Annotated in this window: 9 protein-coding genes; 1 reads left to right on the top strand and 8 read right to left on the bottom strand. The window is 47.5% G+C overall.

Annotated features, from left to right (window positions below; genetic code table 11):
• Positions 1-120: 120 nt before the first annotated feature.
• From KTO58_RS21345 to KTO58_RS21365, 5 genes are all read right to left on the bottom strand, one after another.
• A complete protein-coding gene (locus tag KTO58_RS21345) occupies positions 121-6,189 on the bottom strand; it encodes an alpha-2-macroglobulin family protein (protein WP_198315163.1) in 6,069 nt (2,022 codons plus the stop codon).
• A 280-nt stretch (positions 6,190-6,469) separates the two neighbouring features.
• The gene (gene sucD / locus KTO58_RS21350) at positions 6,470-7,354 is read right to left on the bottom strand and encodes a succinate--CoA ligase subunit alpha (protein WP_095837452.1); all 885 of its coding nucleotides are present in this window, start codon (positions 7,352-7,354) and stop codon (positions 6,470-6,472) included.
• 128 nt (positions 7,355-7,482) lie between these two features.
• The gene (locus tag KTO58_RS21355) at positions 7,483-8,289 is read right to left on the bottom strand and encodes an ABC transporter ATP-binding protein (RefSeq protein ID WP_095837451.1); all 807 of its coding nucleotides are present in this window, start codon (positions 8,287-8,289) and stop codon (positions 7,483-7,485) included.
• A gap of 78 nt (positions 8,290-8,367) precedes the next feature.
• Positions 8,368-9,111 (bottom strand): MlaE family ABC transporter permease, encoded by a 744-nt coding sequence (locus KTO58_RS21360; RefSeq protein ID WP_095837450.1) that lies wholly within the window; start codon positions 9,109-9,111, stop codon positions 8,368-8,370.
• Between the two features lie 66 nt (positions 9,112-9,177).
• Positions 9,178-10,209 carry a hypothetical protein gene (locus KTO58_RS21365; RefSeq protein WP_095837449.1) on the bottom strand — a complete coding sequence of 344 codons (1,032 nt, stop codon included), beginning with the start codon at positions 10,207-10,209 and terminating at the stop codon, positions 9,178-9,180.
• 116 nt (positions 10,210-10,325) lie between these two features.
• Between KTO58_RS21365 and KTO58_RS21370 the strand changes: the two genes are divergently transcribed.
• On the top strand, positions 10,326-11,705 hold the full coding sequence (locus tag KTO58_RS21370; protein ID WP_095837448.1) for a S41 family peptidase: 1,380 nt from the start codon (positions 10,326-10,328) through the stop codon (positions 11,703-11,705).
• 37 nt (positions 11,706-11,742) lie between these two features.
• On the opposite strand, the gene KTO58_RS21375 is transcribed toward KTO58_RS21370, so the two are convergent.
• The 3 genes from KTO58_RS21375 to KTO58_RS21385 all read right to left on the bottom strand — a co-directional run bounded on the left by KTO58_RS21375 (position 11,743) and on the right by KTO58_RS21385 (position 15,671).
• Positions 11,743-13,137 (bottom strand): beta-helix domain-containing protein, encoded by a 1,395-nt coding sequence (locus KTO58_RS21375; protein ID WP_157752806.1) that lies wholly within the window; start codon positions 13,135-13,137, stop codon positions 11,743-11,745.
• Positions 13,138-13,337: 200 nt separating this feature from the next.
• Positions 13,338-13,991 (bottom strand): hypothetical protein, encoded by a 654-nt coding sequence (locus KTO58_RS21380; RefSeq protein ID WP_157752805.1) that lies wholly within the window; start codon positions 13,989-13,991, stop codon positions 13,338-13,340.
• Between the two features lie 285 nt (positions 13,992-14,276).
• Positions 14,277-15,671 (bottom strand): beta-helix domain-containing protein, encoded by a 1,395-nt coding sequence (locus tag KTO58_RS21385; RefSeq protein WP_095837445.1) that lies wholly within the window; start codon positions 15,669-15,671, stop codon positions 14,277-14,279.
• Positions 15,672-15,765 lie beyond the last annotated feature (94 nt).

Below are 15,765 nucleotides of genomic sequence, written 5' to 3' on the forward strand. Positions count from 1 at the left end.
GATCAGCTGCGAATATACTATTTGCCCCGCCGATGTTATATAGCACGTTAGCACCGGCTGTATATGAAGAGGGCGACCACGCTTGTGGCCGCCCTCTCATTTTTAAAAGTATAACCGTACTTACTCTACTACTTTCACCCGGATGCCTTCGCTATGCGCGCTGAACTCCGGTGCATACATACACTGTACCGTGCTGATGCCGTTTGAATAATCCCCGATATGGGTGACGAACAACGTATACTCAAATACGTGGGTACCTTTCGGCAGATAGCTAAAGAAGAAGTTGGTAGCAGCATCCTTGGTGCTCTCATAGTAACTCAGGCCATTCTGCCATTTGCTGGCACTGATCACGTTCTCCGGTTCAAAACCGGCGGCACGCATATCTTTCAGGTGTACGTATTCCATGTCCCGGTCTGTTTTCAGGATCACCTGTACTTTCACCCTATCGCCCACTTTCAGCTGATTTCCTTCTTCTACTTTGGTGAGTACCGGCCCTTTGGGACTATTACGCTGGATGAACAGTTGTTTCTGCAGGCTCAGCGGTGTCTGCGCTGGTGTGATCTTATCCAACTGCTCAAAATACTGCCAGTAGATAGCTCCCCAGGCGGGCTGTCCTTTGCTGTCTTTAATATTCACGGTCACATTTCCCATAGCAGGTTTTACCTCCTGGGATGCCACCCGATCCTTGAAGTAACCAGTCCCCGCTTCGGCCTGGCCGGTAGTAGGTTTGATTACTTTACCTCCCAAATCGATCTCCACTTGCGGCGCAGCTGCCAGCCAGTTATCCCCGGATAACAGCACGGCGTAGCAAGCGTCGGCGGTTGCTTTGGTGGTAGACCAGTTGTTGGTCTGTTTGTTTTTCAGCAACCAGGTCTTCATATCCGCTACGGCTACTTCATCTTTGGTAACCAGTTCAAATGCCTCTACCAGCATTGCCTGTGTTTCAATGGGTGCTTCGTGCCAATAGTATCCACCACGTATCTCTTTCCAATACATACCCTGCTCTTTGGACACGATCGCGTTTTCCTTCAAGGAGGCGATGATCTGTTTTGCTGTATTGGCATCACCTGCCCGGTTCAAAGCAATGGCAATCATTGCCTGTGAGTAGCGGGAAAGATTAAGCCCATATTTTTTGGCCTGTCCGAGATAATAATCATATGCAGGTTTGATATCCGCTGGCACGGGCTGGTCTGCAAACATGCCACGCAGGTACAGGTAATGTGCCTGTAAGTTGCCGATCTGTTGCTTATTCAGGTCTGCTTTTCCATTCTTCAGCTGGTGATAGTCTTTGTCTATCTGCGTATCCAGGTATCCCAGTGCTTTTGCCACCATATCTCCGGCTGCCACCTGGGCGGCTTTGAGCTGGCCAAGACGACCAATACCTGCCAGGATATACTGTGTGATGTAACGGTCTTCCCACATGCCGGTAAACCAAGGGAATGCGCCAGAAGGTAATTGTTTTTGCTGCAGTTGTTCCAAGGCATGTCCTGCTTCTGCATCCATACGTTTGAGATCGAACAACAATGCAATGTTCTTCTTCTGGGTATTTTCATCTTTAGCCTGCAATACCCAGGGTGTTTCCTGCAGCAACAGGGATTTCAGTTCCTGATTTTTCTCCAGGTTGCTCTGTAGTGCAGCAGTATCGGTCGTCTTCCATTTCTCAAATACAGTCCTGATACCCGGTACTTTGTTTACAATATGTGCAGCCAGTGTGTTGGCATAATAGCGATTGAATACCTGTTCTGAACATTCATAAGGGTACTCCATCAGATAAGGGAGGGCCTGTACAGCGTACCAGGCGGGATTGCTGGTAAACTCTACGGTAAGTGCATGTTGTCTGAGTGTAGAAGATTTCCCGCTGTTCAGCAGTTTGTCCATCCGGAAAGTATGTTTACCATCTCCGCGCACAGGCAGTGGCAGCGTCTCTGTCACCAGCATGGCGTTGGTCAGTACCGGGATGGTATTTTCTTCTCCATCGCTGAAGTTACCGGCCTGTGCCACCACCCTGTATAACAGGGGTGCTTCCACACTGTAAGGTATCTGTAAGGGGAAACTTACAGCGGTGCTTTGTCCTTTTTGTACGGTAAAGTGCTGAACGGGGAACAGGTTCTGGAACCAGCCATCTACTGGCTTCATGGTCGTTGCGTCTATCAGTTCCAGGCGTGCCTGCCCGATCAGGGTGCTGTCTGCAAGATTGCTGATCTTGGCGCTGAACTCCATACGATCGCCTTCGCGGAGGAAACGCGGTGCATTGGGTTGTACCATTAGCGGCTTCTGGGTGGTGATGCTGCTCTCTATATATCCAAATGACAGTTCTTTGGTATGTCCCAGTCCCATAAAGCGCCAGGTAGTCAATGCTTCCGGCACAATAAAGTCAAACGCGATATTGCCATTGGCATCTGTGTGTAACTCGGGCAGGAAGAAAGCGGTCTCATTAAAGTTCTTACGAGGCTGTACAGGCACTTCTTCTTTTTTCTTCGGACCACTACTGTAGCCTACCACAACAGACTCATTCAGGGTAGCATTGTCAGCCATCTGCACACCGGCCATTTTACCTTCTAACATAGCTGGAGCGGATGCTGCCACGCTCTTTTCCATCATCCTGGCCTCGGGTGCCGGAGGAGGCATAGCTAGGTTTTTTCCACCTGATCTGCCTAATGATGCCGCACCACGGATACGTATCTGCCTTTCATATACTCCCTCTCCTCTTCCTCTCCAGCCAAACCAGTTGAGGGCATCGTAGGAATCGCCTTCTTTAACCGGAGGTGGTTGTATTCTTTGCCAGATAACGGCTGAGATACTTTTAAAGTTGTCGGCGCCGTTCCAGACATCTTTTCCATAGTAGGTGCGATAGAGATCGGGCAGGCTCCAGTTGGCCGTGCGGAAAGCATCGAGGGATGCGTCGTACATGGTAGCCATCAGTTCGGCGGCTACTTTTTCTTTCTTACTACCGCTGATATTCAGGGTCCACTTTTCTTTTTCACCAGGCAGCAATTTATCCCGATGGGCTGCCAACTCGATCTTTAGCTGTTTATTGGTCCAGGGCACCGCTACTTGTTTTTTCCAGCTGAATACCCGGTTGTCTTTTACAAAGGTGTAGGAGATGGAGAAGTTGCCCCGGTCTTTATCAGTTACCGGATAGCTGATCCTTTTAATACCACTGTTTAGTGTCAGGAACTTGATCTCCTCGTCATCTTCCGTCCTTTCTACCTGCTGAAGGAGGTGTATTTTACCTGCTGTTGTGCCGAAGGCTACATTCACCTGTTCGCCAGGTTCATATGTCTTATCTTCGGTTGCCACCTGCATATAAGCCGGGAAAGGCAATTTATCGGCCCTTTCGTCTATCAGCTGGAATACCTTTTTCTGTATTACTTTTTCGCCATACTTATCGGTTGCAGACACTTGCAGTTCGTACCATCCCGGTGTGGTTGCGGCGGCATAGAGATCTGTCGTACTGTCTTTTACGGTACGGAAGTTCTTTTGCCAGGCAGCGGCATTACGTTTCCAGCTGGCGGGTTTGTCTTCATCTTTATAGATATCCAGCGGGAACAAACGCACATACTCTTCCTGGGATAGCGTAAACTGATCGGGTTGTTGCCAGTAACGTTTGCGTAGGAGTCTATCCGGGTGTTGCAGGGGCAGTAAGGCTACCTGTATATCTGCCGGTTCAAAGTTATTATTGAGATTGGCCGTAACGATAGCTACTTTCTGCAGGTCTTTGCGGGTGATCTCTTCTCCCAGTCCCACACTGATATCCAGAGCCTGGTATCCGGCAGCTACGTTTACTTCTCCTGTACGGGTTTCTCCATTCAGGTCCGTCACGTCGGCAGATACCTGGTAGGTGAACACTGGCTTATCGGATGGTTTCACCTTTTTATCGGGCATGGCAGGGAAGGTGACTGTAAAGGTACCGGCACTGTCTGTCTCCGCCTCGCCTGAAATGATCTCCTGGCTGTTACCATAGGGTATTGACCTGTATCCGAAGAGCCATGGGTAAGGGTATCTTACGGTACGTACTACCCGATATTTTACTTTGGCGCCGTTAATGATATTGCCGGCGTATGCAGTAGCATTCCCCTGTACGCTTACTTTATCGCCTACACGGTAAGTACCTTTTACCGGTTCGAATGCTACTTTGAATTTGGGTCGTTTATATTCTTCTACTGCGAAGGTGATCTGTCCGGTCTCGTCGCTATCGGCGATGGTGAACTCTCCATTCATCCGGCCTTCGGGCAATTTAAATTTGCCGGAATAAGCGCCATATTCGTTGGAAGTTACCACAACGGAGTCGGCTTCATCTCCATTTGCGTCTGTGAGGGATATCGTCGTCTTGTAATTAGGTACTATGCGGCTCTTTTCATTTTTATCCTTTCTGATTACGATCCCTTTGAAGTACACTGTTTGTCCGGGACGGTAGATGCCTCTGTCGCTAAAGAGGAAGGTATGTATCTTGTTTTCTTCTTCTTTATTCGGGCGATAGCTGTTATCATAGATATATCTGCTTTCGTCCGGGAAGAGGTGATCATTTCCCCATGTCCACTCATATCGGACATACCGGTTGTTCTTGGCCACTTTGGGGGTAACCAGTCCCTGTTTGTCGGTGGTGCCTTCATAGATTACGGCACGGGTATCTTTCTGGTTGTAGTAGGTGGCATTATCCCATACTTTCAGTTTTACGCCGGCGAGAGGCTCGCCTGTTTCCCGATGCAGTGCGTAATACTGGTTGGTTTGGTTGCCGATATAGCTGATGTTGGAGGTATGGATCAGTTGCATGGCCAGCGGATTGTTTTCCATAGGGAAGTCTGCGGCTATGCTGGCAACGATCATATATTGTCCCAGGGGCAGGGCATTGATCTTTATTTCGGTATTGTGTTCCCGGTAATCTTTCGGGTCGGGCACTGGTTGTTCCCAGGCGGTCAGTACGGGTCGGGAGAGGATGAGTTTCCAATAGTTAGCCTGTGCGTCGCCATTCCGGTAGTCAGCCTGGGTTTTGCGTAGTTGCTGAAGAAAGGTCTCGTCTACTTTTGCTACGCGCAGGTATATTTTACTGGTGTTGCGATAGGATACCAGTGTACGGAAGGGTTTGTCTGGCAGGTTAATGAATTCTGTCTGCAATTGTAAGTTCTGGCTGAGTATCTGCCAGCGCAGTTGTGCACAGCTGCTACCGCCGTTACTTTCCGGGGCAAGTTTTATTGCCTGTTCACAGAGCGCCAGTGCGCGGGCGCCCAGGTTTTCTTTTTGTTCTTTGGGAGCGGAGGGGGCGTCTTCATCCGGCCGTTCGGCCACCTGTCCATACAGGTATTGTGCTAACAGGAAATAGGCGCGTGTCACTTCTTTTTCGCCTTTATAGTCCTGTTGCATTTTCAGCAATGCTTTTTCGTAGAGAGCGTCTTTATCTGGCATTACTGCGTTGAGCTGCACAAATTCCATTCTTGCCAGGTCGGCATCCAGCAATGCGGTACGGTTACCATTGAGGTGGAAGCTGATCAATTCCTGAAGCAGGAGTAATGCGCGATATTGTTGTGATTCTTTATTTCCTGTGGTGAATTTATGGGCGGCAAAGACGGCGGCAGGCGCGTAGGCTGCCTCGTCCGTCAGTTCGAACTGATTGGAAGGTTCCAGCAGTTCCCTTTCTCCGCTTGCAAAGTAGTTGAGGGCACGGTGAGTGAGCAGATCGAACAGGACGGGGCGCAGGTGCCGGGTATCTTTTCCTTTAACGAGGATGTCGTCGTAGGCGGTGAGGTCTGTCTTTTGCAGCAGGGCTTTGTCTTTGAGGGAGGCCTCATAAGTTGCTGCTATCTCCCGGTGCAGGCGGTCGATGCTCCAGGCGGTGATATCGGTGCTGGTACCGGAAGGTTGTGCGGTGACGTTGTAGAGCCGGTAGCGATTATCCTGCAGGTATATCCAGAGCATTTCGGCTTTCATGCTTTGCAGGATGGCTTTGGGGGCACCGGTCCGTTGTTTTATTTCCCGGTCTATTTCGGTCAGTTGCTGAATATTGCTATTCTCAATCCGGTTTTCGGTGAATTTGATCCGGAAGATCAATGCTTTGATCTGTTGTACTTCTTTTTTGTCCTTAACGGCCTGAGTATAAATCTTATCGACCTGTTCCAGGGCAGACTGGGGCAATCCTTTTTCCTCGAGGGAGAGGACTGCCTTCCATCGTTCTTCGTAGTTAAACTGGGCCATAGCGGGTTTTATAGCGGTTATTAAAACAATAGCACACAATAATGATAGCAGACGCATAATGGAGCTTTATTTACAGTAATATGTTTTGCTTTTTTATAGGTTATGATGCCAAGGTAAGTGAAGTTTCCATAAAACGGGGCAAACAATCACTTATATCACAATATCCACAACAGTAATTTATACATATTCAGCGCTTTACCAAGCATTTAGTTACAAAAAGACAAAAAAAATCCCTCTGGTGGTGACCAGAGGGAGTATAATTATTGAACCTTTTTACGGATTATTTAGCGGTGGCTTTGCTAAGTACTTCGGCCATTGTTTTACCGATGTTAGCGGGGCTTTCCACTACATGAACGCCACATTCTGCCATGATCTTCATTTTAGCGGCGGCAGTATCATCTGCGCCACCGATGATGGCACCGGCGTGTCCCATACGGCGGCCGGGAGGGGCAGTTTGACCGGCTATGAAGCCTACTACGGGTTTAGTAGCGTTGGCTTTGATCCACTGAGCGGCTTCGGCTTCCATGCTACCACCGATCTCACCGATCATGATGATACCTTCTGTTTCGGGATCGTTCATGAGCAGTTCCACGGCATCTTTGGTGGGTGTACCGATGATGGGGTCGCCACCGATACCGATAGCGGTAGAGATACCTAAACCAGCTTTAACTACCTGATCAGCAGCCTCATAGGTGAGAGTACCGGATTTAGATACGATACCGATGCGGCCTTTTTTGAATATAAAACCGGGCATGATACCTACTTTAGCTTCTTCTGCGGTGATCACACCGGGGCAGTTAGGCCCGATGAGGCGTGTAGTACGGCCTTGGAGGAAGCTTTTTGCTTTTACCATGTCCTGTACGGGGATACCTTCGGTGATACATACTACCAGGGCGATGCCAGCTTCGGCAGCTTCCATGATCGCGTCAGCGGCAAATGCCGGTGGTACAAAAATGATAGAAACATCTGCTCCTGTGGCCTTTACCGCATCTGCTACGGTATTGAACACCGGACGCTCCAGGTGGGAAGTGCCTCCTTTACCGGGTGTAACGCCGCCTACTACCTGTGTACCGTATTCTATCATCTGAGTAGCATGGAATGTACCTTCCGTACCGGTAAATCCCTGCACAATCACTTTGCTATGCTTATTAACTAAAACACTCATCGCGCTTGGTTTATTGGTTTAATATTTATTGATTTACTAGTTCCCCCCTGAACGGGGTGCGGCAAAAGTACAAAGATTAAACAAAAATCACCCCCTGCCAGGCGAATGCCTTACAGAGAATTAATATCCTAGTCTTTTTTGCCCAGTTTAGTGCGCCAGTCTTTATCCTGGAACATTTCCTGCTGGCGGATCTCTTTAGCTTCCTGCAAGAATTCGGAGGCAAAGATAAAGTCGTTCAGCAGTTTATCTTTACTGAAAATGATGTCTTTGTTGCTGCCTTCCCACTGTTTTTTACCCTGGTACATGTAGACGATATGATCTCCATGTTCCATTACGGTGTTCATATCGTGGGTATTGATCACTGTGGTGATATTGTATTCGACGGTCAGTTCTTTGATGAGGTTATCGATGAGCAGGGAGGTCTGTGGATCGAGGCCGGAGTTGGGTTCGTCGCAGAAGAGGTATTTAGGATTCAGTACGATGGCCCTGGCGATACCGACTCTTTTTTTCATGCCACCGCTGATCTCTGCCGGGTATTTTTTGGCGGCGTCTTTGAGCTGTACGCGGTCCAGGCACTCCATAACGCGTTGTTTTTTCTCCCGGGAGGAACCTTTTCCGAACATTTCGAGCGGGAACATCACGTTTTGCTCTACGGTCATACTATCGAAGAGGGCGGAACCCTGGAAAAGCATACCTATTTCCTGGCGGATTGCTTTTCGTTCGTTTACCTGCATGCTGGTAAAATCCTGGTTATTATACAGGATCTTGCCTTCATCTACTTCGATAAGGCCTACCATGCACTTCATCATTACGGTCTTACCACTACCGGAAGAGCCGATGATCAGGTTTACTTTTCCGGCCTCCATGGTAGCGGAGACACCTTTAAGTACTTCTTTATCTCCAAATCCTTTTCTAATGTCCTGTAGTTCGATCATATTATTTCGGACTAACCGGCAGGTAGGGCCTGGCGGTATTTAAAAAACGTTCTCAATATCTTCGTTGCTTACTACTCATCAGAGCAGTACGGCTGAAAGTGCATAGTCGGCAAAGAGGATCAGCACGCAGCTTACTACTACTGAGGTGGTGCTCGCCTTTCCTATTTCCAGGGCGCCACCTTGCACGTTGTAGCCATAGTAGGCGGATACGCTGGCAATAATGAAAGCAAAAGTATATGATTTGCTTAAGGCGAAGAATACGTTATATGCTTTGAATTCCTGCCTTAAACCTCTCAAGAACTGTTCATTGGAGATGATACCGGCTACTACCCCAGCCAGTTTACCACCGAAGATACCCAGGAATCCGGCGATGATGACCAGGCAGGGAATGGTGAGCAGTGCTGCCATTATCTTGGGAAGAACGAGGTATCCTTTGGTATTGATCCCCATGATCTCCAGGGCATCGATCTGTTCGGATATACGCATATTCCCCAGTTCGGAGGCAATTTTGGAGCCGATCACCCCTGCCAGTACGATACAAGTGAGGGTGGGGGCGAATTCCAATATAATAGTGTCCCTAACGATCTGTGCGATGGTGCTTTTGGGAATGATGGGGCTTATCAGCTGGTAGGCGGTCTGTAATGTGGTTACGCCTCCCATGAACAGGGAGATAATAAATACGATACCCAGTGAGCCTATACCTATTTCCACGCATTGCTGCATGAATTGTTTCCAGTACATCTTGCCGTTCTCGGGTTTCGAGAACATACCTTTCAGCATCAGGAGGTATTTCCCGAAATGATAGAAGAATTTGAACTCCATAACTGACCAAAGATAGGAAATAGTAAATGTACCGCGTCCGGGGCTGGGATTTTTTTATCGGCCCTCTTATTTGAGGCTTTGTACCAATAAACGTTTGAGGCTCCGTTCGATGATCTCTCCCATGGTTTTACACCGGGCGAACACTTTGTCGCCGTAGTATTGGGCCAGTTCATCGCCCAGTTGCTGGATCTTTTCGGGGAAGGATACACGATCTGCCATGATGACGTCGCGAAGATCTTTGATGCGGTGGCGTTGCACTTTCATCCGGCGGGCGATCAGGGCCCTTTCTTCCTGCTGGTATTGTTTCACTACTTCGGCATTGAGGTGTTGCATAGCCAGCTCTACAAAAACCCTGTTTTCCTTAAAGTACTGGGGCATATAGAGGGTCCGTTTGCCTTCGTAGAACTGCTGATCGAAGTCTATGGCACGGATCCGGAATTGTACGTCATCGAAATCGGGGGTGATATCGAATATGAAGTTGTAGGAGCGCATGTCGCCCAGCAGGCGGACGAAGCAGCGTTCGTTGAATTTGACGAACTCTTTAGCGATACGTTTGGGGTTGAATTCTGGGCGATGCAGGTAGTGCAGGATGAACTGATCGCCGGGTACACCTGCTATATGTTCTTCCACCAGGGTATTACCATCTACCAGGAAGTTCATCCAGTAGGGAGACAGGATGTGTTCCAGTTCGAGCCCGTAGATGCGGGAGGCATCTGCTATTTTTATATAGAAATAGTCGTATACCTCGTTATAGTTGTTAACGATCTTAATACGGAAAGGGTGGGAATTACCGAAGGTGCAGTAGTCGATCCGTTCGATATGCAGGTGTTCTTCTGCGCCTTCATCGCCTCCAGCTTTGAGGATGGAATAGATACGTTTCAAGCCGGCGTGCAGGTTGGTCATCATGCTTTGCGGATAGAAGACGGTTTCCCAAAGGGTATCTTTTCCGTCCTTATCATATACGGGTATGCCATTATCATAATATTTCAACTCCTCGTACGATACGGGGAGTTTCACCTCCCGTTCGTATAGCTTGAGGTATTTGCGAAAGGCTGGATTGAGCGGGAAGAATATCTTTTTCCGGGAAATATGCTGCATAGTCGTCTATAAGTTACTGAAAATTAAGACAAAAAACATTCTCCTACTTAACATTGATATAACATACCACGCTTATATTTATATCTTCCGGCTGTCGCCGGCAAAAGAGCTTTCCTATGCGAAATACTGTTATCCTCCCTTTAGCCCTTTTCAGCCTGATCTTACTCATCAGTTGCCGTAAAAAAGACGATGTCCCCTATGTACCTACGGGTCCTGTCACACAGCAGGAGATCAACGGTTGGGTATTAGACAGCATGCGTTATTTCTATTTGTGGAATGATCAGTTACCTGGTCAACCGGATAAGAACCAAGAGACGCAGGTATTTTTCAATGGTCTTAAGAACCGGGAGGACCTGTTCTCCTTTATTTACAATCCTTCAGATCCGCAAACGATCACCTATGATATGCTGAACAAGTATGGTGTTGATTACACTATTGTCAACTGGCCACCTACTGGTGGAGTGATCGGTGTGGTGAAGCTGGTGGTACCGGGTTCTTATGCAGCGGCCGGAGGGTTAAAGCGAGGGGATTATTTTACCCGCATTAATGAAACGGTGCTTACCGCTGATAATGCCGTGAGGCTGAGTGATGAGATGTTGAAGGCCGAGATAAGTACGCTGACGCCGGCGATCTTGACGAACGGCAGTTTTGTAGAGCAGCCGCTGGTACAGTTGCAACGGCAGCGACAGACGGCGAGCCCTTTATATACGACTAAGGTGTTTAACAGTGGTGCTGTCAAAGTGGGATATCTATTTTATAATGCGTTTAATGACGGGTATAATAACTATGTGCTGGCGGCTTTTGAGGATTTTAAGCGTAAGGGGGTACAGGAGTTGATCATTGATCTGCGTTATAATGCGGGTGGTAGTCTGGCTGGTGCTGCGATGATGGCTGCGATGATTGCCCCGGGGGTAAAGGAGGGCAGCCCTTTTGTGAAGTACACGGGCAATAGCCGTTTTCCGACGCGGACTTTGAGTTTTGCGACTACGTTATCTGTGCCGGAGACCGGTGACCCTATTTCATTCAATAGTTTGTCCGGAGGGCGGCTTAATCTGTCGCGGGTATTTATCCTGAGCGGGCGGCAGACGGTATCTGCTGCGGAGTTACTGATCAATAACCTGAAACCATATACGACCGTTATACAGATAGGTGCGACTACCTGGGGGAAGGATAAGGGGGCTGTTATCATCAGTGACATGCGGAATACCAAACGTATTTCCTGGATCATGCATCCATTGACCTACCGGTTAGCCAATGCGAATGGGGAGGGAGGGTATACACAAGGTATTACGCCACAGTACAAACTGGATGAGTTGAGTGTGTTGCCGCTAGCTGCTTTAGGAGATACGCGAGACCCGTTGCTGGCCAAAGCGCTGTCGCTTATCGATGGCAATGGGCGGGTGAGTAATGAAAATATACCTGCAGCCGTTCGCTCGTCTATTTATGATTCCCGGGATAAAGCGGCGGTTAACAGTATCATGATATTACCGAAGTAACGTACAGGGCTATGCCCTGTACGTTGTTGCTGATATGTTATAACCTTGTCCATCCGTTAGCCCAAGTAATGTTGCCGGTAGGGAATGCACCGGCTGTTTTAGCAGGAGAAAGAGGAGTAGGAATGAAGTTGCTGATACTACGTGTTGAGCCGTATGGATTAGCCAGTAGCAGATCGGTATTAGGCGCGGGTGTAGTATAGCCGATATTACCAGGCATCGGGATAAATGGTATGAGACCGGTAGCTGTTTCTTCCACATACGGAGCGATGTAGGCGTGTACAAAATTGTTTGTTAATGTTGATATACCATTGTCATATTTTGTTTTAGTGTTAGGACCTGTCAGTGGTGTGGTACTGCTTAACACGATACCATAGTTGAAGCCCAGGAAGATGGATTTATTAATATCAAACTCTGTATTATTCTTCAAATAGGCAGCATGACCATATCGACCTATGCCTGATGGGATACCATTGGTAATGGAAGCTGCTGACTGGTTAGGAAGTCCTACTATCGTGAAGTAATTATACACCGGATGCGTATTTGGTAAAAGTGGGGATCCACCGGGGGCATTATCGCTTTCTATGCCATTTGACCGGCTTTTGTCTGCTCTGCCAATATCCATGACGCCTAGCGCGAAGTTCAATGTTCCTGTATATCCTCTTGTGGTTACAAACAGTTCATCCAGTGGGTCTATTGCTAACAGGTGTGAAGCATTTACCGTGCCGCCCAGAAAGCTAAAAGCATCTCCCTTAGATTTATATATTTCTATATAATCTAACAGGGTACCTCTACCGACGCCAGCCAGGATAAGACCACTCATGCTATTGTCGGTGCTCAATTCATACCCTGCATATTCGATGCGGATGTATTTTAGCATACCGGAGTTATCATTAGGGATGTTATTGCCAGCACCGCCAAATGTTACACCCGGCACAATTGCGCTACCGATACCTGGAGGTAATACCGGAGCGGGGTAATTGGTAGGTGCTTTACCTACGATCGTTACTCCAGCCCAATCGCCGGATGCCGGCGTTGCTTCGTAAGAGGTGAAGACAATGGGATCTGTAACGGTCCCTTCTGCAATGATCTGAGCGCCTTGAGTAATAACAAGGCCTCCGCCTTGATTACCTGGAGTGGTGCTTTTTATGCCTTTTATCAACGTACCGGGTTCAATGGTAAGTACGGCGTTATTAGCGACATAAACGATGCCGCTCAGTTTGTATATCATGCAGCTTTTGAGTGTCGTATTCTGAGTGATCACTCCTGTGAGGGTAGTTTCGCCACATGCGCCAGCCGGGCCGGAGGGGCCACCGGCCGATACTACACGATTTGATTGGATATCCTGTTTGTTGTCTTTTTTACAGGAAACGGTAAGAGTGATACTTAATAAGGCGGGCATTAATAGCGGTAATGAAAAGATGTTGTATTTCATTGTTAGCGGGTTTAAACTCATTAAAGTATATGTAGGTTACGATGGGTATAGACAGCGCCGAAGTTAATCGGCAAAATATGGGTTTGTTAGAAGGGGCGTACAACGGCACAGGCGGGGTTAACCTATATAGCAGGTTGCTTCCATTAGGAAAGGGGAAAGAAAAGGGGGTCAACAAGCAAAGAAAGTTGCGATGTAATCGTTTATAGTTCTATGACGGAGATTCTGGTGAGGTCGCCTGATTCATCGTCTTGAAGGAAAACTATAACGGTTTTACTTGCTACGCTTTGGTCTATTCCCAAAAGGAACAGGTCGGTGCCTATACCAGGCTGGAATATAGGATCTCCTGTTTCGGCATCTACGATCCTAGCGCCATAGGTAATTCCCTGTCCCTTTTCGTCCTGCACCCTGAATTTGGTAATGCCTTTGCTTAGCGCGCCTCTTTCCAGGCCTTTTATTTCAACCGGAGAGGGTACTATTTCTCCTGTATTCGGATCGATGTAAACGAATTGAATATTGTATTTCGGTTTGGGATAAAATTTCTGGCTCAGTCTATTTGAAAACTGGATATACACGGAGTCTGCCGGCAAGGTGGTATTTCCTGTGCCTACAAAGGTGCATAAACCAAGCTCGGGGCTGTAGGCCAGTCTGAAGTCCTGCGAGCTATTAGAGGGGATCGTTATTAATGTATCAATAATAAACTTGTTTGTTCTGGCATCGAAAATGGAAAGTTTGCCCTGTTGATTTGCCTGAATTATGAATTGACCATTATCGATGGTAGTACCGTTAAGGAGTACGGTATCGAGTTGTTTATCATTGAATCGTACTATTACATCTGGGGTTCCGGGAAGTTTCAATAAGTTTAGTTTTACTTTCCCGAAATAGTGATCTTCAGCTAATTCGCCCTTGCGGCAGGAAACTGCCAATATTAATACAGCAACGAAAAGGGAAAGGCGTTTGATAAACAGATGCATACTTTAAAAATTGATAATTCAGAAATTCAGATTATTATTAAAAATTGATTTTGTACCTATCGATGTTTCATTATTACCGGAGTACTGTTTTATGAAAATCCTGGAATTAACATTCAATGGAAACAACGTATAGAAGCAAGTTCTATACGTTGTTTTGATGAAAAGAGGTTAGAATCTGCTCCAACCGTTAGCCCATGTGGTGCTTCCTGTGGGGAATGCGCCAAAAGCTTTAGCAGAAGACAGTGCATTTGGAATGTAGTTATTAACAGTACGAGTTGTACCGAAAGGATTGTTCAGACCGATGTTAGCGTTCGGGTTAGCAGAAGTGAAACCTGCGTTACCAGAAGTCGGAGTGATTGCAGTATAACCAGAACCATTCACTTCAGTAGCATAAGGCAGGATGAAGGCTTGAACGAAGTTAGCAGTCAGGGTAGAGATGCCATTATCGTATTTGGTTTTGGTATTAACAGCAGCACCAACTGGTCTTTGAGTATCCAGAGAGATACCGTAGTTGAAGCCCAGGAAGATAGATCTGTTGATTGCGAATTCAGCATTTCTTCTCAGGTGAGCAGCGCGACCATATCTACCAGTAGTAGAAGGAGCACCGTTAGTGATAGAAGCAGCAGCTTGAGAAGGTTGACCAACGATGGTTACGAACTCATAAGTAGGGTGAGTGTAAGGGCTCAGTGGATCGCCATTAGCGTTGTTATCGCTTTCGAAACCGTTAGACTGGCTTTTGTCAGCGCGGGAAAGGTCAGATACACCCAGTGCATAAGAGATTTTACCAGAGTAGCCATTGTCTGTATCGAACAGGTCATCCAGTGCGTCGATAGCGAGCAGGTGAGAAGCGTCTACAGTACCACCGAAGAATTCGAAAGCGTCATCATTAGATTTGTATACTTCGATATAATCCAGGGTAGTTCCTTTACCAACGCCAGCCAGTGTCAGACCGTTCAGTTCGTTATCAGTAGCCAGTTCATAACCAGCGTATTCGATTCTTACATACTTCAGAATACCTGAGTTGTCGTTAGGATCGTTGTTGGTAGGGCCGCCATAAGTAGCATCAGCAGGAGGATTATTAGTGATACCTTCTACGATTACAGCAGATGGGTGGTTGGTAGGTGCTTTACCTAGCAGTACGATACCGCTCCAATCGCCGGAAGCAGGTACAGCTTCATTAGAAGTGAAGATGATAGGATCAGTCTCCGTACCTTGAGCGATCAGTTTAGAACCGCGGGTAATGATCAGGCCACCACCTGGTTGACCGGCAGCACCTTTGATACCTTTGATAGTAGTACCTGGTTCGATGGTAAGAGTAGCGTTGTTTGCAACGTAAACCAGGCCTTGCAGTTTGTATACTCTGCAGCTTTTCAGGTTCAGGTTAGCGGTGATCACACCAGTGATGGTGCTATCAGGGCAGCTACCGGAAGGGCCAGAAGGACCTGCGGCGGAAACAGTGCGATCATTTGTCAGATCGGTGTTGTCTTTCTTACAGGAAGTAGCCAACATCATGCCCAACACGGCGGTTGACATAAGGGTTACAACTAAGGGCTTCTTGTTCATGGGATTTGTCAATTTTTTAAGTTAAACAAATAATGAAATTGGATAAATGACTACATACCTGATCAGGGTATATTTCGACGTACGCGCGTAAGAA

The organism is Chitinophaga pendula (assembly GCF_020386615.1).
Lineage (GTDB): Bacteria > Bacteroidota > Bacteroidia > Chitinophagales > Chitinophagaceae > Chitinophaga > Chitinophaga pendula.

Excerpts from the sequence above, each read along its gene's own strand:
- sucD (WP_095837452.1), bottom strand. The coding sequence starts at position 7,354 with ATGAGTGTTTTAGTTAATAAGCATAGCAAAGTGATTGTGCAGGGATTT.
- KTO58_RS21375 (WP_157752806.1), bottom strand. The coding sequence starts at position 13,137 with ATGAAATACAACATCTTTTCATTACCGCTATTAATGCCCGCCTTATTA.
- KTO58_RS21355 (WP_095837451.1), bottom strand. The coding sequence starts at position 8,289 with ATGATCGAACTACAGGACATTAGAAAAGGATTTGGAGATAAAGAAGTA.
- KTO58_RS21360 (WP_095837450.1), bottom strand. The coding sequence starts at position 9,111 with ATGGAGTTCAAATTCTTCTATCATTTCGGGAAATACCTCCTGATGCTG.
- KTO58_RS21345 (WP_198315163.1), bottom strand. The coding sequence starts at position 6,189 with ATGGCCCAGTTTAACTACGAAGAACGATGGAAGGCAGTCCTCTCCCTC.
- KTO58_RS21370 (WP_095837448.1), top strand. The coding sequence starts at position 10,326 with ATGCGAAATACTGTTATCCTCCCTTTAGCCCTTTTCAGCCTGATCTTA.
- KTO58_RS21385 (WP_095837445.1), bottom strand. The coding sequence starts at position 15,671 with ATGAACAAGAAGCCCTTAGTTGTAACCCTTATGTCAACCGCCGTGTTG.
- KTO58_RS21365 (WP_095837449.1), bottom strand. The coding sequence starts at position 10,209 with ATGCAGCATATTTCCCGGAAAAAGATATTCTTCCCGCTCAATCCAGCC.